The organism is Pseudoalteromonas sp. S4741 (assembly GCF_005886135.1).
GTDB classification, from domain to species: domain Bacteria; phylum Pseudomonadota; class Gammaproteobacteria; order Enterobacterales; family Alteromonadaceae; genus Pseudoalteromonas; species Pseudoalteromonas tetraodonis.
The window spans coordinates 53889-73378 of record NZ_PNCN01000019.1; the positions used below are offsets into that span (position 1 = coordinate 53889).

Sequence of the window (19490 nt, forward strand, 5' to 3'; positions counted from 1 at the left end):
TACTGTGTGGTAAATCGAAAATGCTAAGTAGACTGATGGTATCACTTGAAACGCTAAGTGCAATTAGAGAATAAATTTAACGCTTGGATGCAAGGCAATAAAAAACGGCCCATCAAATATATGATAGGCCGATATAGCAAACTGGGGAGAAGCTATTAATACGTTGCATCTTACGATGCATCATCAACAGGATGCCCTACAGGATGAGGACGGGCGGCACTTTACCAAAAGCAAGTGTAAAAATACAAGCATATTATTAATAATCGTAGCGAATTGACGAACCCCTAACGATTTAATACAAACTGCTGTTTAATTTAACTTTTTTTTAACCTGCAAGATGAAGAAAAAGCGCCGTTAGGCGCTTTATGATAATCTTTTTGAACTCTGTATTTGGCCTATATTAAAGCCAGTACAGTAGCGCTAAATTAGTGTGCTTGTTCCCAGTTATCACCTTCGTCAGCTTCAACAATAAGTGGTACATCTAACTGCGCCGCTTGTGACATCAGCTCACAAATCTGTTTGGTATATTGCTCAGTACATTCTGTTTTAATCTCAAATACCAATTCATCGTGTACCTGCATAAGCAGCTTAACTGTATTAGGTGCTTGCTGATTAACCCAAGCATGCACGCTTAACATCGCTTTTTTAATAATATCGGCCGCAGTACCTTGCATCGGCGCATTAATTGCTGCGCGCTCAGCGCCTTTGCGACGAGCACCATTACGCGCATTTATTTCTGGTAAATGTAAGCGACGGCCAAAAATTGTTTCTACATAGCCTTTTTCGGCCGCTTTCTCACGCGTTGTTTCCATGTATTCTAAAACACCTGGAAAACGCTCAAAATATTTATCAATATAATGCTGCGCTTCATGGCGTGGTACATCAAGTTGACGTGCTAAGCCAAATGCTGACATGCCATAAATTAAGCCAAAGTTTACCGCTTTAGCTTTACGGCGCATATCTGATGTTACCTCTTCAAGCTCAACCCCAAATACTTCAGCAGCCGTGGCACTGTGAACATCTAAGCCATTAGCAAATGCGCTTAGTAATCCCTTATCTTGCGAGAGATGCGCCATAATACGCAGTTCTATTTGGCTGTAATCGGCAGCCACAATTTTATATCCATCTGCGGCAATAAACGCTTCACGAATACGACGCCCTTCCTCTGAACGAATAGGAATATTTTGTAAATTAGGATCGCTTGAGCTTAATCGACCTGTTGCTGTTACCGCTTGGTGATAAGAAGTATGCACTCGCTGCGTGCGTTCATTGACTATCAAGGGTAACTTATCGGTGTAGGTTGATTTGAGCTTAGATAAACCACGATGCTCAATAATCACTTTAGGCAATGGGTAATCATGCGCTAACTCTTGTAGTACTTCTTCTGCTGTAGAGGGCGCGCCTTTAGGTGTTTTTTTGATAACGGGCAATTCGAGCTTTTCAAATAACAGCACCTGTAGTTGCTTTGGTGAGCTTAAGTTAAACGGTTCGCCCGCGATTTCAAACGCTTCTTTTTCAAGCTCAAGTAATCGCTCACCTAAACGTTGGCTATGCGTGGCCAACATGTTGCTGTCGATAGCAACACCGGTGCGCTCAATATCAGAAATAACACTTACTAGTGGCATTTCTATATCTTCAAACACCGATTTTAGTTTTTCATCCGCTTCAAGTTTCGGCCATAACACTTGGTGCAAACGCAAAGTAATATCGGCATCTTCAGCGGCATAAGGCGCTGCTTTTTCAAGTTCTATTTGATTAAATGTAAGCTGCTTTTTACCTTTACCAGCAATATCTTCAAAGCTAATATTTTTGTGGCCTAAGTATTTAAGCGCCAATGAGTCCATATCATGACGGGTGCCTACGCTATTAAATACATAAGACTCCAGCATAGTGTCGAACTTAATACCATTTAATTCGTAGCCTGCATTGGCAAGCACGCTTTTATCATATTTTAGATTTTGACCTACTTTAGCTTTATTTTCGTCTGCTAATATCGGCCCCAACTTTTGCATCACAAATTCAAGGCTTAACTGCTCGGGCGCACCGGGGTAATCGTGTGCTATTGGTAAATAAGCCGCTTCCCCTGCTTTAACCGCAAAGCTCATACCGACCAATTGCGCTTTCATATACTCTAAACTGGTTGTTTCTGTATCAAAAGCAAATAGCTCAGCTTCATTAAGCTGTTCTATTAATGTCTCAAATTGGGCCTCAGTTAAAATAGTTTCATAGTGCGTATCTTCAACTTTTGGCAGCTCATTCTCTTGCGTTGGGACTGCTAAATGTGTGTCGGCATCTTTTGGGTTGTCTAGCAATTCAGCTAGCCAACGACGAAACTCACATTCACCGTATAAGGCAATTAATTCGTCTTTATTCGGTGTTTGCAATTTAAAAGTATCAAGATCAGCTTCAACCTCAACATCACATTTAATAGTGGCAAGCTCATAGCTTAACGGTAAATGATCAATCGCTTTTGCCAGTTTCTCGCCTATTTTACCTTTTATATCAGAAGCATTATCAATTACGCCCTGAAGCGATCCGTACTTTTGTAACCATTTAACTGCTGTTTTAGGTCCACAACCCTCAACGCCAGGAATATTATCTACTTTGTCGCCCATTAAAGCTAAATAATCGATAATAAGTTCAGGTCCAACACCAAACTTTTCAACCACAGTTTCGGGATCTGAAATACTGTCGGTCATGGTATTAATCAAGGTTACATGCTCATTGACCAACTGCGCCATATCTTTATCACCAGTCGATACCAGCACATGACGTTGTTGCTCAGAGGCAATCCGTGCAAAAGTACCGATTACGTCATCGGCTTCCACGCCCTCAATACTAATTAACGGAAAACCCATTGCTTTGATAATACTGTGCAGCGGCGCTATTTGAGTACGCAGATCATCAGGCATTGGCGGACGGTTCGCTTTATACTCACTGTACATATCATTTCTGAAGGTTTTACCTTTGGCGTCAAATACCACCACCATATGTGAGGGATCATATTGTTTGATCAAACTTTTAAGCATGTTTACCACGCCATAAATGGCACCGGTGGCCTCACCCTTAGAGTTGGTTAGATGTGGTGGTGAATGATAAGCACGAAACAAATATGAAGAGCCATCAACTAAAATAAGCGGGTTTTCGGGGATCTGAGCCATGGTAAAATTGGATCCTAAATACAAAAAAGTAATATGAGTGTAAGCATGCCATAAGGCAGTAAATAAAACGACTGTGAATTAATGTGAGTAATAGCGCTACATTTTTGGTAAGTTGTGGATAACTATGTAGATAACACCCACGAACAATTCATCCGAAGCATCTTAAAATGCCTAGATTAATTTGTAATTTATTGTTTTGTCTAAAAAAAGATAATTCGAGGTTCTTTTTTATTATTTTTTTATTAGTGTGGAAAAAGCATTTATACCGTCACTGGTTTTATAACCCACCTTAATTATTTACGTCCATTTAAATAACTGGATGGGCATTCTAGCATAATGGATCAAAGATCATAGCGATCCTTTATAATTTTTTTCATGGCTACTAATCACTAAATGGCATATAGCGCATAACAAGGTGCTTTGCGCCTAAAAAACGAGCAAATAAATTTTTAAATCGGCTGATTCATCGTGTTAAACTTTATTTAAGAGACTTTAATGGAGCGAAATGATATGAAAAATATAGCTGTAATTTTAGCAGGTTGTGGTGTGTTTGATGGTAGTGAAATTAATGAGGTGGTACTGACTTTATTACACATTGAAAAAAATAATGCTCAGTATCAGTGCTTTGCACCTGATATAGAGCAGTACCACACCATTAATCACATCACTGGTGAAGAAATAGCACAGCCGCGAAATGTATTAGTTGAATCAGCTCGCATCACCCGTGGCAATATAAAGTCACTCGCTGAATTAGACGTTACACAATTTGATGCACTCATTGTCCCTGGGGGCTTCGGGGTAGCTAAAAATCTATCTGACTTTGCTATTAATGGCACTAACGCTAAAGTAAACGAGGCAGTACTTAGCGCTTGTAAAGCGTTTGCGGATGCAAAAAAAGCCACGGGTTACATGTGTATTGCACCGGCTCTATTGCCTTTTATTTATCATAAACCTCAGCTTACTATTGGTAATGATAGCGACACAGCCGAGGCTCTTAGCACATTAGGCGCTGAACACGTAGAGTGTAAAGTGGATGATATTGTTATTGATAAAAGCAATAAACTCGTTACGACACCGGCCTATATGTTGGCACAATCTATTATGGATGCAGATGCAGGAATCGATAAGTTAGTGCGTAACGTATTAGCTATGAGTTAGTCGTAAGGGCTTTGATCGCATTAAAGGCGTAATGATCCCGTTTTATAATTTAACTACGCGCTAAACCATGTAATTTTATTGAGTTAAGACAATCATTAGTCGTATTTCTAAATAAAATCGACTCTGAGCATTTTATAAATGACTTAGTGGAGTTATAATTGGTTTAAATTCCGTCATTTAAAATCGTGATTGATCACGTTCAAATTGAAGTGGGCAAGGCAAAATGAAAAAACTATCAGCTGCAGCATTACTTGTGCTAGCAACCACCGCATACGCACAGCCATATGATAACTCTATGACTGAAGATGCAATTAAAAAACGTTTAGCGCCTATCGGTGCTGTTTACCTTGAAGGTGAAAAAGTAGCGGTTGCTGCACCAACAGGGCCTCGTTCAGGCGAGCAAGTATATCAAGCGGCCTGTTTTGCTTGTCATGGTACAGGTGCTTTAGGCGCTCCTAAATCAGCTGACGATTGGGCTCCTCGTATTGCTAAAGGAAAAGATACCTTATTAGATCATGCAATCAATGGCTTCAATGCAATGCCGCCACGTGGTACATGTATGGATTGTTCTGATGATGAAATAAGCGCAGCAATCGACTTTATGACTGCTAAATAAAATCAGTCAGGCAAAAACTATAAATGAAAGGCTTACTCACAGTAAGCCTTTTTTGTTTCTAATTATCGACTTTTCGCAGCATAATAAGATAAATATCTACTTGACGCAAAATGTTAAAAGTGGAACTATAATGATTAATAACTATACAAAAAATTATAACTGGTTAAACATCATTGGAAGATAAACTCATTGTACCGAGTAGCGTAGTGCGCCAAAATAAACGACTAAAAGCACTATTGAAAAAGTACAAACATGCCTACCACCTCCACAATGCCCTGATACAGTTATCAGAGCAAGCAAGTACTGTTGCCGAATTAACCTTACTTTACCCAGCTATTCATGACATTTTACAAAAGTATGTCCCGAGTAAAAGCTTTTATGTGGTGCTTGTTGAGCCGCAATCACAACAGTTGGAACTGTCTTATTTTTCTGATGAAAAAGATGGCATTTCTGTACCACTTAATCGGGAGAATAATTTTAAAGAAGGCGCAACGGGTTATGTGTTTAAGCAAGGAAAGACCATTTATTTCACTAAGCAACAAATGCATGATGCTGCACAGCAAGGCTTATTTAAAGCATTAGGTACACCTGCAGAACACTGGGTAGGCGTTCCAGTTTATCAAGAAAAAAATATTATTGGCGTATTAGCAGCGCAAAGTTACGACACTGAGCAAGGTTATAGTTCGCAACAAATAAACCTACTTGAAGCAATATCACTTTATTTAGCGACAGCTATTGAACGCGTTAAGAAACGAGAATTGCTCGAATCAGAAGTAAAACTAAGAACCCGTGCATTAACGCAAAGCAATGATGCTTTAAATGTTGAAATACAACAGCGAAAAAGCGCCCTGCAACGCCAGCAAATATTATTTAAAATTTCAGAGCTGACAACTCAAGCTAAAAACCTAGATGATGCTTATTTTCAAATACACGAAATAATAAAAACCATCACTTACGCAAAAAATCTTTATATTGCCTTGTATGATAAAGAAACGGGCTGGATTAGTTTTCCTTACAGTGTTGACGAATTTCAAGGCAGCACCCAACCAAGGCGCTTTGCAAAAGGGTACAGTGAGCTGGTGATCAGCACTGAAGAAACACAAATAATTCACCCGCAAAGAGCACAAGAGTTATTAGATAGTGGTATTGTAGAGCGTGAAAAACCAATTGATGAATCTAGAAGAGCCACCAGCTGGCTTGGCGCTCCGCTAAAAACATCGCAAGGAGTTATAGGTTTAATTGTTTGCCAAGCTTATAATAATGAACACCTTTTCACACAAGATGATGCAGAACTCATAACCTTTGTATCGCATCAAATTGCCACGGTATTACAAACAAAATTAGCCTCACAGGCGCTGAAAAAGAGCCACCAAGAGCTCGCTTCTCGAGTAAACGAAAAAACCAAAGAGCTAAGCCAAGCAAATTTGCATTTACAGATGCAAATTGATGAGCGTAAAAAAATAGAGCAGCAGCTGTATCACGATGCGCACCATGACTCATTAACAAGCTTGCCAAATCGTAATTTATTTTTAACGCAGCTAGAAAAAACGCTACAGTTTTACCAACGTCACCCTGATGAGCACTTTGCGGTACTGTTTATTGATCTTGATAAATTTAAAGATATAAACGACCAGCTTGGGCACCATGCCGGAGACGAATTTTTAATTAGCGTGGGTCAGTTGTTCTCTCAATGTATCCGTGAGCATGATTTATTAGCACGCTTAGGGGGAGATGAATTTGTCATTTTACTCACTCATTTAACCGAGCCAAACCAAGCTGAAGATGTTGCAAATCGAATCATCAACATCATGCGAAAACCTTTTTGTACAAAAGGTATTTGTGTGCAAAGCGGCGCGAGTATTGGTATCACTTATTCAAAACAAAGCTATAAACATACAGATGAAATTATTAGAGATGCTGATGCCGCAATGTATTACGCTAAAAACTCTGGTAAAAATCGCTTCGAATTATTTCACCCGTTACTCACAGAGCCAATGCTGCAACATGAGTCACAAACATTGCACCATTTTGATGTATTACCTATGACGCTTCGTGGCTCAGATATTATTTCTATGGATGAGCATTATCAATATGCCTCATTATTTGAAGCGTTTGGTGAACACCCTGTACTTGGCTTTACTAGTTTTGATATTTTAAAGAAATTTGCAAGTGATAAAGAACAGCATATAAAAGTAGAACTCCAACTGATTTTACAAGCGTATCAACAAGCGAAAGACGCTGAAATAAGCGTTGCTCTTCTGCCTTGCTCAAGTCTGCTTTTAGAAAAGCATGAGTTCTCTTTATTAACTGCTGCACTAAAGCAGCCATTAAACATGGATTTGCTTTGTTTGTTGTTTGATGATCAAGAATTACGTTACGCCAGTGCGCTGCAACTAGAAAACTTAAAACAGCTTAAAGCGCTGGGCTACTCTATTGGTCTAAATAATTTCGCAAAGGATAAATGCGAGCTTAATTTAGTGACCGAGATAGAATTTGATTACTTACTATTAAGCTCCACTTTCAGTAAACGAATATTGCAGCAGGAATGCTATGACTTACAGCTACAAGGTTTGCTGGCTATCACTAAACTTAAACACATTAAAGTGATAGCTAAAGGCCCGTCAATATTAAACTTTAGAGCTCTTTTAGATAAACACGGCATAAACCTATTCGTTGCTAAACAGCACCCACTAACCAGCGCTATACCAGCTACACTTAAAAACTCAGAATTAAAATAGCGCTAAACACACCTTATTGTGGTTTTTTTAGCATTGCCCTTAAATTTGCAACCCGAGCTTGGCCTTTTTCCATGCGTTCAGCTTGAGTATTAGGCGCTTTTTTGTTTTCAAAAGCGAGATCATCTTGGGGTAGCTCTTGCACAAACCGGCTGAGCTCCGTTTGCGATGTTTCACCAAATTGACGACGAATTTTAGCATACGTTAAGGTTAGCTCTTGCTGCGCGCGGGTAATACCTACATAGGCAAGGCGGCGCTCTTCATCTACATTATCCTCATCAATGCTTACTTGGTGTGGTAATAGCCCCTCTTCCATGCCTACCATAAATACATAAGGGTACTCGAGTCCCTTTGAAGCATGCAGCGTAAGTAATTGTACTGCATCTGCTTCATCTTCTTCCTCGTTACGCTCTAGCATATCGCGCAGGGTCAATTTACTAACCACTTCAGCTAACGTCATTGGCGGATTATCGGCATCGCCAGTCAGCATATCGGTGATCCAGCGGTATAGCTCGGACACATTTTTCATCCGCATTTCGGCGGCTTTGGCACTCGGTGATGATTCATATAAATAGGCTTCATAATTAATATTTCGCACTAAATCTTTGACCGCTTCTAAGGTATCGCTGCGTACTGCGTTATCCGACAGCTCAACCACCCAACGGGCAAACCCAGCTAACGCATTAAAACCACGTCCTTTTAGTCTGTATCCTAAGTCGTTATCAAAACAGGTGGCAAACAAGCTTTGATGTTTTTCATTGGCTAAGGTGCCTAGTTTTTCAAGCGTCACCGTGCCTATTTCACGCCGTGGCGTATTCACGATTCTTAAAAAGGCATTGTCATCATCTTGGTTCACTAAAAGACGTAAGTAAGCCATGATATCTTTAATTTCAGAACGTGAAAAAAACGACATCCCGCCGCTAATTTTATAAGGTATACGGTTACTCATTAACGACTTTTCAAAACCACGCGCTTGGTGGTTACCTCGGTACAAAATCGCGTAATCTTTATAACTAGTGCGCTTCATAAACTTATGAGAAATAATCTCTGCAACCACACGCTCAGACTCATGCTCTTCATCGCGACAACCAATGACTTTAATTTGCTCACCATAGCCAAGTTCACTAAAGAGCTTTTTTTCAAACTCATGGGGGTTATTCGCAATCAATATATTAGCCGCTTTAAGAATACGCCCTGCACTACGGTAGTTTTGCTCTAGTTTTATTAATCTTAATCCTGGATAGTCTTTACTTAATAACACCAAATTTTGTGGGCGAGCACCACGCCAAGAGTAAATTGACTGATCGTCATCTCCTACCACGGTAAATCGTGCACGCTCACCAACCAACAATTTTACTAATTGGTATTGGCTGGTATTGGTATCTTGGTATTCATCCACCAGTAAATAACGAAAACGCTGCTGCCATCGCTCACGTGATGTGGCATTACTACTTAAAAGCAGCGTGGGGATCATAATTAAATCATCAAAATCCAGCGCGTTATACGCTCTTAATTGATTTTGGTAACGCGCATACAACTGAGCAAACAAGGCTTTTTGTGGCTCTCTGGCTTCACGAATAGCTTGCTCTGGTAAAATGAGTTCATTCTTCCAACTACCAATTTGCATTTTAAGTAGATTTAGTAAGTCTTTGTCTTTTTTAAGCTCATCTTCGGTTAAATCAGCAAGTAATTGATTCGTATCTTGGTCGTCAAACAACGAAAAACCGGGTTTAAAACCCAGTGTTTTTAACTCTTTTTTGATGATTTCAAGCCCGAGTGTATGAAAGGTAGAGACCCATAAACCTTTAGACTCTTGTTTGCCTAAGGTTTGCAAAACCCGCTCGCGCATTTCTTTAGCCGCTTTATTGGTAAAGGTAACCGCCGCAATATTACGCGCTTGATACTCACACTTCTGTACTAAGTAAGCAATTTTGTTGGTAATAACTCGTGTTTTACCCGAGCCTGCGCCGGCTAATACTAAGCAAGGACCACTAATGTACTTTACCGCTTCATCTTGTTTAGGATTGAGTTTCATAACGACCAGCTGATTGCAAAAAGACGGGCAATTTTAACGTAATCACTACAATACGCCTAGCCAATAAGGTAATATTAGTTATTATCATTTTAGGCAACAGGCAAGGGACGACTATGATTAACCCAGCAAAACTTGAAGAAATTGCGAAACAGATCACTAATAACATGCCACAAGGTGTAAAAAACCTGGCTGATACACTTGAAGGTAAAACCAAGCAAGTGTTACAAAATAAGCTTGCCGAAATGGACTTTGTAAGCCGTGAAGAGTTTGATATTCAAAGCCAAGTGCTGATCCGCACCCGTGAAAAGCTGACTGAATTAGAAGCAAAAGTAGCGATACTAGAACAGCAATTATCGGCAAAAACAGACGCAGAATAATGAATATAACGCCATAGACGAACCTGCTTTATGGCGCTAATCACTCAGTTATTCAAATAGCTCGTCGAGCACATAGTAACCCGTTGCTTGTTGCTGCTCTATGCTCACCCTTAGCAATTTATTAGCTACTTGCTCACCGGTTATTGGTCTATACCGTTTGAAGATGCCAAAACGCGTTAACAGTGGCAGTACCACCTCACCTAGCTTTTCTGCAATTCTAAGCTCTGATCGCTTGCCGACTAACAAAGACGGTTGCAATATACTCAAGCGCGAAAAGCCAAGCTGCTTTACCTGCTGCTCAAGTTCCCCTTTTATTTTTAAATAACGGCTCATGCTATGCGCATTTGCGCCACTTGATGACACCAAACAATAATGAGGAACACCGTTATTAGCCGCCATTTGCGCACAAATAAATTGGTATTCAAAATCAACTTTACGCTGTGCTGCTACGCTTCCTGCTTGCTTTAACGTGGTGCCTAAGCAGGAAAAGAACACGTCACCTTTGAACAATTCAACATGATGCGTCAAATTTTCAAAATCAATAACATGGCTAGTTAATTTAGGATGAGAAAAATCTAATTGGCGGCGCGATAAGCTCACTACTTTCGTATAGCAAGGAGATGCTAACAGCTGTTGTAATAACTGGCTGCCCACTAAGCCGGTACTGCCGATTATTAGCGCCGTTTTGGTCATATTAAAGGTGACTGTCCGCAGATTTATTTAGTACATGGTGTACAGCTTTTTTATAGCTAATGTATTCTTCTTCAGCGCAGCTAACTACCGACTCTAAATCATGCAAGTGACCGTTTTCTAATCCATATACCCAGCCATGCACTGTGAGCTCTTGACCTCGTAACCAAGCATCTTGAACAATGCTAGTGCGCGATACGTTACGCACTTGCTCAATCACATTAAGCTCAATTAAACGATCAAGACGCTGTTTTTCTGGTAGAGCATTAAGTTGCTCTAAATGCTTTTCCTTTACATCACCAACGTGGCGTAGCCAGTTATCAATAAAGCCAAAGCGATCTTCGTTTAATACCGCTTGTACACCACCACAGCCGTAGTGGCCAACAACCATAATATGTTTTACTTTTAATACTTCAACCGCGTACTGCATAACCGATAAACAATTATGATCGGTGTGAACGACTACGTTGGCAACATTACGGTGTACAAATAATTCACCCGGTAGTAAATCAACAATTTGATTAGCAGGAACTCGTGAGTCAGAGCAACCAATCCATAAGTATTCTGGATTTTGTTGCATCGATAAAATTTTAAAAAATTCAGGATTAGCTTCGCTCGTTCTAGATGCCCAGCGTTTATTATTTTCTAGTAGGTTATTTAAATTTCTCATTACATCTCTTTTAGGTCGAGGGCGTTAAACTGGCTAAAATTAAAATATTACGGGGTGTTAAGTGCTTCTCACAAAATGTACTAACACTGACGTTATAGCCTTGCTGTTGCAAATATAAAGCACGATCGAGCACAAGCCAAACTTCTATTGCTCTTCTAAACACATGTCGAACCAGTTCAACTCGTTCTGTCACCTTTTTTCGCGCCTGCCCAATCAATAAAAACTTATTGTAATCAATATCTTTTGGCAGTTTTAAGGCTTTTTTATCTGCCGCCCACTTACAAAATGATTCAAACGAATCTGAAAATATTGCTTTATTCACTGAGGGCACACTAACATACGCCAACTCACCGGTGACTGACTTTCTTAAAGCATCAAACCCGAGTCGCCACTCAACTTCTGTTTTTCGTACTTTGCCCACTCGCGATGGAGCCGTGACAGTTTCTTGCAAAGCGAGTTTTAAATCTCGATGAGTTAAATTAAGCGCACTTCGCTTCGCCTGTTCGCTCATTGCTTGATAATTATTCTCGGTAAACAAGTGATAGCAACAAGGTGAAAAACTAATTTGTGTTACTTTGGCCGCACTGGCTTGATGCATAAATGTTTGATGTAACGCACCGCAGGCATGTAAAGCAACGGCATGGGTTTGTGGGTTAAAAAAATCCTGAGTGTTATCTGTGAGTACATCAGCTTGGCTAAATTGCATAGCAAGCCCCTGTTGCTGCGCACTTTTTTGTCCTTGCTCACATAAGTGAGATTGTAGCTCAATACTGTGCACGCTCGGCGCACCATTAAAAGCTAACATTCGTCCTAAATGGCCTTTGCCTGCACACCACTCTAAAATAGGCTGATCATTGGCAGGTAGCGCACCAACAAAGTCTTGTAGCTGTGTAAACTTTCGTCCTTTAATACCGTTACTAATCCAAAACGGATAATCCGTTCGACTGCTTGTTATGACAGGGAGTGAAGCTAATCGGCTTAATTGCTCAATACCGGGTATGTAAGGTGAAAAAAACTGATAAAGTTGCGCTTGATCAGTATCTAACTCAGCAACGTCCTGATCAGTTAAAGCAGTTAGGGGGTCGTGTAATTCAGGCCATGGTAAACAGTCAAAATCAAACGCAGTACATTGCCAATAAGAGCGCGTATTCATCAGTAACGAATCGAGGGCAGTAAATTGCTCAGTTAAGGTCATAACAGCTTAAAATATTAAAAAGGCAATAAATTATACCAGTACACTCGCGCCTAATTAAGCGGTTATTTTTTTAACCTCGCAGAGCAAGGGGATTACTTAACTTTCCCACCTTTTTATTGGTTAAATTAGCCATTAGCGTGCTTTGAACATTAACCGTAAATAAAGGGGAATAGAAATAATACTAATAATAATGGCCGCAATCAGCATCCAAGAAAGCTGCAACGTTTCTTGTTTTTTATATTTATAAATAAAATCGGCTTTTACTTCGTCAAACTTTGTTTGGTCAATCTCATATAAATCAGCAATCAAACGCCATTTGGCCATCGACATATTACCCACATTGGTGCTTGGCGGTACAATATAGTCTTTTAGCACTTCGGCCTCAAAAGCTAATTGATGAAAACTACGCTCAGGGGCATAAAACTGCTGAGTAATGGCGATGGCTTCATCCATATTCATTACCGCATAACGCCACCCTTTTAAACTCGCTTGGTAAAACTTTTCTACCGTATCGGGGTGGTACTTAATCATGTCATCACTGGTAAATAAAATATCTGCGTATACGTCCATGCCATAACGTTGTGGACATATAAGTCGATGAGCAATACCTTGCTGATCCATATAATAAGGTAAGTCGGTAACATAGACTTCGATGGCATCTATTTTATTTTCCATCCATGCTTTTTGTAATTTATCGCCTTTGTATATAACCAACTTTTCGATATTTATACCGCTGCGCTTGAGCATAGTTAACAACTCAGAATTGCTCTCTTTACTCACTTCACTTACACGTTTATTGACAAAATCACGGGCATGAAAAATATCAGAGCTTTCTTTGACCATCCAGCAATAAGGAGAAAACTGTAATATGGCAGCCATGGCTACAAAGGGTTTACCTGCAATACGCTGCTGTAAAATACCAGAATGCGCAACCCCAAACTGGGCTTCACCACGCTCTACCGCGCCAAAACTATTGGGCCGTTTTGGATCGGCAGGCACAATAGTGACGTCTAAACCGGCCTCATCATAATACCCTTTTTGCTGAGCCATATAATAACCCGCAAATTGAAATTGATGTGTCCACTTTAATTGTAGTGTGACTGATTCCTGCGCCATTAACTGGCTACAAAAAAGGCAGGCGCTAATTATCATTCCTTTAAGTAACAAAGAGAGTTTCCAAAAAACGTAGTGATTAACGTAACTATATGTAAAGCAGCTAATAAAGCAAGCATCCACAGAAGATGCCTGCTTAAAGTAGGATTATGCTAAGGCGAGCTTTTCAAGCTTTTCTGCTTGAGGTTGGGTAGTTAAAAACTGGGTGAAACACGGGTTATGGGTTTCGTCTTGAACACTGTAACCTAGGCGATTTAAGTGCTCATTAAACATCTCATATTGGCTTGGTTCAATAGCAAAGCCTGCTAATACATTCCCCATTGACCCGCCATGATTACGGTAGTGAAATAAAGTGATATTCCAGTTACTACCCAGCGTATCTAAAAAGCGCGCCAATGCGCCTGGGTACTCTGGAAACTCAAACCTTAGTAAGCGTTCATGTAACTGCTCTGGCGCTTTACCGCCAACCATATAGCGTACATGCAGCTTTGCTAATTCGTTATCTGACAAATCGCAAAAGGTATATTTGTTATCTGTTAGACTTTGTTTAAGCTCTTCAAGTTCTGCTAACCCTTGGCGCAGTGCAATACCAACAAAAATTTGCGCCTCGCCAGGCCCTGCATATCGATAGTTAAATTCGGTAATAGCACGCCCACCTAAAGATGCACAAAACTGCTTAAAACTACCGCGCTTTTCATCAATGGTTACGGCTAATAAAGCTTCGTTTTTCTCACCCAGCGCAGTGCGCTCAGCCACATAACGTAAGCGATCAAAGTTTAAATTAGCACCAGACAAAATAGCGGCTAAATTTAACCCTTTTAAACCCGACTGCTGAGACCATTTTTTAAGCCCTGCAGTTGCAAGTGCGCCTGAAGGTTCGGCAATAGCACGGGTTGATACAAAAATATCTTGCATGGCAGCACATATTTCATCATCTGATACGGTCACCACTTCATCGCAAAACTTTTGCGCCAATCTAAATGTTTCGCTACCAATTATTTTTACGGCAACACCATCGGCAAAGCTTCCTACTCTTTCTAGCTCTACAGGCTCTCCCGCTTCCATGGCAGCTTTTAAACAAGCACTTTCATTAGCCTCGACTCCAATCACTTTGATATCTGGGCGCAGCGATTTAATGTATACCGCCATACCCGCCAGCAATCCGCCGCCGCCAACAGGAATAAATACCACGTCTAAGTCGTTCAGCTGTTGCATTAGTTCACGGGCAACTGTGCCTTGACCCACAATGACATCGGGGTCATCAAATGGAGGGACAAATACGCCGTTTCGCTGCTCAGTTAATTCAAGCGCATACGCCTTTGCGGCATCAAACTGATGACCATGTAACACGACTTCCCCGCCCAATGCTCTTACCGCATTAACCTTAATTTCAGGCGTGGTTACGGGCATGACAATAGTGGCTTTATGCCCTAGGTGTGAAGCACTCAGCGCCACCCCTTGAGCATGGTTACCTGCCGATGCGGTGATCACAACCGAGCCCTTTGGCAGCTTATTTAATTTATTAAAAGCACCACGTAATTTAAACGAGTACACCGGTTGCTGATCTTCACGCTTTAACCAAACATGATTGCCTAATCGTGCACTCAATTCGGCCATTTCACTCACCTCAGTCACCTTAGCTAAAGGCTCCATATTGGCTTGGATAATCGCGCGAAAATAATCGAGTTCTTGAGAAACCATACCTAACTAAGCTCCTCCAGTTTGGCTAAATCGCGAACCGCACCTTTATCGGCACTGGTTGCAAGTAGCGCATACGCTTTAAGCGCAGATGAGACATAGCGATCGCGGTTAAGCGGCTTATACGCTTGTTTACCACGAGCCAATTGTTTTTGCCTGCGAGCTTCGAGTTCCTCATCGCTTAATGCTAAAGTGATTTCTCGAGTGGCAATATCGATGATAATTTTATCGCCATTTTCAACATAAGCTATCGCGCCACCGCTGGCTGCCTCGGGAGACACATGGCCAATTGATAAACCCGATGTGCCTCCTGAAAAACGCCCATCAGTAATTAATGCACACTTCTCTGCCAAGCCTTTTGATTTTAAGTAGCTGGTTGGGTATAGCATTTCTTGCATGCCAGGACCGCCTTTAGGGCCTTCATAGCGAATTACAACCACATCGCCGGCTTTTACTTCACCATTTAAAATCCCTTCTACAGAGTCATCTTGAGACTCATAAACAACAGCAGTACCTTCAAAATGCAGCATTTCATCGACAACGCCGGCACTTTTAACGATACAGCCATCTATTGCTAAATTACCTGAAAGCACGGCAAGGCCGCCATCTTGACGAAATGCATGTTCAACACTGCGAATACAACCGTTTTCACGGTCGTTATCACCCTCATCCCAACGACAATCTTGGCTCATGGCTTTGGTGGTACGAATGCCTGCCGGACCCGCGCGGTAAAACTTTCGCGCCGCTTCGTTATTAGGATCCGTTGCATCCCATTTTTTTACCAACTCACCCATGGTCATGCCGGCAACATGATTAACCGATAAATCAACCAAGCCGGCTTTACCAAGCTCGCGTACTATGGCCATCATGCCACCAGCGCGGTGTACGTCTTCAATGTGGTATTGCGCGGTAGCTGGCGCGACTTTACATAAAAATGGCGTTTTACGTGAAAGCTCATCAATGTGTGACATATCAAAATCTACACCGGCTTCTTGTGCCGCTGCGAGTAAATGTAATACCGTATTTGATGAGCCGCCCATGGCAATATCAACCACCATAGAGTTCATAAATGCGGTTTTATTAGCGATGGCACGAGGCAGTACGTCTTGGTTATCTTTTTGGTAGTACTCGCGGCATAAATCAACGATGCGAGCACCTGCTTCGACATACAATTGTTTACGGTCTTTGTGGGTCGCAAGCGTGGTACCGTTACCAGGTAGCGCAAGGCCTATTGCTTCTAATAAACAGTTCATTGAATTGGCAGTAAACATCCCTGAACACGAACCACAGGTAGGACATGCAGAGCGTTCAACCTGCTCTGAGTCGGCATCACTTACCGATTCATCGGCGCCTTTAACCATGGCATCTACTAAATCGAGTTTAATATCGATATTGGCTAATTTAGTTTTACCCGCTTCCATAGGGCCACCCGATACAAAAATAACCGGTATATTTAAACGCAGCGCAGCTAACATCATCCCAGGGGTGATTTTATCGCAGTTAGAAATACAAATCATCGCATCGGCACAATGGCCATTGACCATGTACTCTACCGAGTCGGCAATTAAATCGCGCGATGGCAGTGAATAAAGCATACCGCCGTGACCCATGGCAATACCGTCATCGATAGCAATGGTATTAAATTCTTTAGGTACACCACCGGCCTGAGTAATGGTTTCAGCCATCAGTTCACTAAGCTGATTAAGATGCACGTGCCCCGGAACAAATTGCGTAAATGAGTTCACAACAGCAATAATTGGCTTACCAAAGTCGGTATCAGTCATGCCTGTTGCACGCCATAATGCTCTTGCGCCTGCGCGTTTACGCCCTTCAGTGGTGGTTGCACTTCTTAATTTAGCCATAGTTACCTCAGTGTTTGCCGCAGTTAATGCGGGCATTCCTCATTCTAAAAATTGATGAATAACCAAATAACCGGTTATTCGTAAAATTCGTTAAATTTATTTTATACAGCCTGTTGCTGTAAGCTTTGTAGCGTCACATGTTTCACATCAACCAATTTATTTAGTTGACTGGTAAGCAAATAAATTGGTTTATCACTATCAACCGTCATGGCCATATTATATTGACCATCGTCCATATTGAGCTGCAAGTGAGTCAAGTCAAAACCACGATGACGTACGACACGTAAAAAGCGCTCGATTGCGACACTTTGACTTTTTAAGGCAATTGTTAAGTTGTGTTTCATTGTGCTTTCTCCGTCATCATTTCATCGTTAGCAGCCCCAGGTGGAACAAGTGGCCATACGTTTTCTTTATCATCAATACAAGCATGAACAATGTAAGGCCCATCGCTATTTAATAAGGCTGTAATTGCATCATCCACTTGATTGGCATGGGTAATCGTTTGCCCAGGAATACCAAAAACAGCCGCTAGCTGTACAAAGTCAGGGTTATCTGACAAGTTAGTTTCGCTAAAGCGCCCTTCAAAAAATAACTCCTGCCATTGGCGCACCATGCCTAAACGCTGGTTATCAAGTATCAGTATTTTTACTGGTAAATTATTACGGCGAATAGTGGCAAGCTCTTGAATGTTCATCATGATTGAACCATCACCTGAAACGGTGATGACAAAGTCATCTTTACGCGCTATCTGTGCACCTATAGCCGCGGGTAAACCAAATCCCATAGTGCCTGCACCACCACTGCTCAAATGGTTGCAAGGGTGGCTAAACTTCATGTGCTGAGCTACCCACATTTGGTGCTGGCCCACATCGCAGCAAACAACACTGGTGCTTGGCATACGCTGGCTTAGTTGATTAAGTAAATAAGGGGCAAATACTTTTTCGCCAGGATAGTCGTAGCGCCATGCATGCTTAACCATCATTTGTTTATTATGATCGCACCACGCTTTTGGTGTAACCACGCACTCAAGGGCGGGAAGTGAAGTTTTTAAATCTGCAATTAATGACGCTTTTGCGGGTTTACGTTTACCGACCTCGGCTGCATCTATGTCTAAATGAATTACGTTTGCTTTTGCAGCAAACTTAGCTAAATTGCCTGTTACACGGTCATCAAAGCGAGCGCCAATACACACTAATACATCACATTCTTGCACGGCTAAATTAGCCGCTTGACCGCCATGCATACCTAGCATCCCTAAATCATATTCGTAATCAGGTAATACACTGCCCAATGCTTTAAGAGTTGAAACCGCAGGCATTTGCGTTTTATTTAAAAATTGCATTAACTGCGCTTGCGCATCAGCGGCATGAACGCCCCCACCAACATACGCTACGGGTTGCTTGGCTTCACTGAGTAATTGATTGGCGATAGCAACTTGGTTTAAATCAAGTTGCGGTAAGTATTCATCTGCCGCCAACCAAGGTTTAAAAGGCACCTGCGCCATTTGAATGTCTTTGGGAATATCAACTAAAACGGGGCCAGGACGGCCGCTTTGTGCTAAATGCATCGCTTCTTGTAATATTTCGGCTAAATCTTCTGCTCGCTCAACCATGTAACTGTGTTTAGTACATGAAAGCGACATGCCAAGCACGTCAATTTCCTGAAAAGCATCAGAGCCAATGGCGGCGGTTGGTACTTGCCCTGTAATAGCAAGTAAAGGCACTGAGTCCATCATGGCATCTGCCAATGCGGTAATTAAATTAGTAGCTCCAGGGCCTGATGTTGCCAAGCACACACCTAAACGTCCAGTACTGCGTGCATAGCCCACGGCGGCAAACCCTGCACCTTGCTCATGACGAGTAAGATAATGTTTTACAGGCGCACCATACAAGGCATCGTAAATGGGCATAATAGCACCACCTGGGTAGCCAAATACTTCATCTACGCCGTGTTTGGCGAGTAAATCTATTGTTAGTTCTGCGCCTGTCATTAGTAAATCCTCATTCCTGTTTGACAACCCATTAAAAATTTAACTCTAAAACTAAAAAGCCCCCCGGACGGTTAAGTGCGGAGGGCTTTTCAATGCTTAGTTTTTTAAAGCACTACGAAGCCCTCGCGGGAATAATCACCACGATAATAATCAGGACTAGGTTAAGTGCATTTTTAAGCATAAAATTCAG

Annotated in this window: 14 protein-coding genes; 4 read left to right on the forward strand and 10 right to left on the reverse strand. The window is 41.5% G+C overall.

The window, feature by feature from the left end:
* Positions 1–425: 425 nt before the first annotated feature.
* Positions 426–3161 carry a DNA polymerase I gene (gene polA / locus CWC30_RS03080; protein WP_138626391.1) on the reverse strand — a complete coding sequence of 912 codons (2736 nt, stop codon included), beginning with the start codon at positions 3159–3161 and terminating at the stop codon, positions 426–428.
* A gap of 510 nt (positions 3162–3671) precedes the next feature.
* Between polA and elbB the strand changes: the two genes are divergently transcribed.
* The 3 genes from elbB to CWC30_RS03095 all read left to right on the forward strand — a co-directional run bounded on the left by elbB (position 3672) and on the right by CWC30_RS03095 (position 7673).
* Positions 3672–4319, forward strand: coding sequence for an isoprenoid biosynthesis glyoxalase ElbB (gene elbB / locus CWC30_RS03085; protein WP_028834474.1), 648 nt, complete (start codon positions 3672–3674; stop codon positions 4317–4319).
* 223 nt (positions 4320–4542) lie between these two features.
* Positions 4543–4935 carry a c-type cytochrome gene (locus CWC30_RS03090; protein ID WP_016899314.1) on the forward strand — a complete coding sequence of 131 codons (393 nt, stop codon included), beginning with the start codon at positions 4543–4545 and terminating at the stop codon, positions 4933–4935.
* A 173-nt stretch (positions 4936–5108) separates the two neighbouring features.
* A complete protein-coding gene (locus CWC30_RS03095) occupies positions 5109–7673 on the forward strand; it encodes a bifunctional diguanylate cyclase/phosphodiesterase (protein WP_138626392.1) in 2565 nt (854 codons plus the stop codon).
* Between the two features lie 13 nt (positions 7674–7686).
* Here CWC30_RS03095 and rep read toward each other — a convergent pair whose 3' ends face one another.
* Positions 7687–9705: a DNA helicase Rep gene (gene rep / locus CWC30_RS03100; RefSeq protein WP_076923014.1), complete on the reverse strand. Its 2019-nt coding sequence runs from the start codon at positions 9703–9705 to the stop codon at positions 7687–7689.
* A 113-nt stretch (positions 9706–9818) separates the two neighbouring features.
* On the opposite strand from rep, the gene ubiK reads away from it, so the two are divergent.
* Positions 9819–10082, forward strand: coding sequence for a ubiquinone biosynthesis accessory factor UbiK (gene ubiK / locus CWC30_RS03105; protein ID WP_008112735.1), 264 nt, complete (start codon positions 9819–9821; stop codon positions 10080–10082).
* A gap of 48 nt (positions 10083–10130) precedes the next feature.
* On the opposite strand, the gene CWC30_RS03110 is transcribed toward ubiK, so the two are convergent.
* The 8 genes from CWC30_RS03110 to ilvG all read right to left on the reverse strand — a co-directional run bounded on the left by CWC30_RS03110 (position 10131) and on the right by ilvG (position 19300).
* Positions 10131–10775, reverse strand: a complete 645-nt coding sequence (locus tag CWC30_RS03110; protein WP_138626393.1) for an NAD(P)H-binding protein — start codon at positions 10773–10775, stop codon at positions 10131–10133.
* Between the two features lies 1 nt (position 10776).
* On the reverse strand, positions 10777–11442 hold the full coding sequence (gene can, locus CWC30_RS03115) for a carbonate dehydratase (RefSeq protein WP_036981050.1): 666 nt from the start codon (positions 11440–11442) through the stop codon (positions 10777–10779).
* A gap of 10 nt (positions 11443–11452) precedes the next feature.
* Entirely contained in the window at positions 11453–12637 is a 1185-nt protein-coding gene (locus CWC30_RS03120) for a methyltransferase (protein ID WP_138626394.1), read from the reverse strand.
* A 132-nt stretch (positions 12638–12769) separates the two neighbouring features.
* On the reverse strand, positions 12770–13753 hold the full coding sequence (locus CWC30_RS03125; RefSeq protein WP_138626395.1) for an ABC transporter substrate-binding protein: 984 nt from the start codon (positions 13751–13753) through the stop codon (positions 12770–12772).
* A gap of 144 nt (positions 13754–13897) precedes the next feature.
* Positions 13898–15451, reverse strand: a complete 1554-nt coding sequence (ilvA, locus tag CWC30_RS03130; RefSeq protein WP_036981045.1) for a threonine ammonia-lyase, biosynthetic — start codon at positions 15449–15451, stop codon at positions 13898–13900.
* Positions 15452–15453: 2 nt separating this feature from the next.
* The gene (ilvD, locus tag CWC30_RS03135; protein WP_036983358.1) at positions 15454–17310 is read right to left on the reverse strand and encodes a dihydroxy-acid dehydratase; all 1857 of its coding nucleotides are present in this window, start codon (positions 17308–17310) and stop codon (positions 15454–15456) included.
* A 101-nt stretch (positions 17311–17411) separates the two neighbouring features.
* Positions 17412–17654, reverse strand: coding sequence for an acetolactate synthase 2 small subunit (ilvM, locus tag CWC30_RS03140; RefSeq protein ID WP_008112745.1), 243 nt, complete (start codon positions 17652–17654; stop codon positions 17412–17414).
* Positions 17651–19300 (reverse strand): acetolactate synthase 2 catalytic subunit, encoded by a 1650-nt coding sequence (gene ilvG / locus CWC30_RS03145; protein ID WP_036981041.1) that lies wholly within the window; start codon positions 19298–19300, stop codon positions 17651–17653. Before ilvG ends, ilvM begins: the two co-directional genes overlap by 4 nt.
* Positions 19301–19490 lie beyond the last annotated feature (190 nt).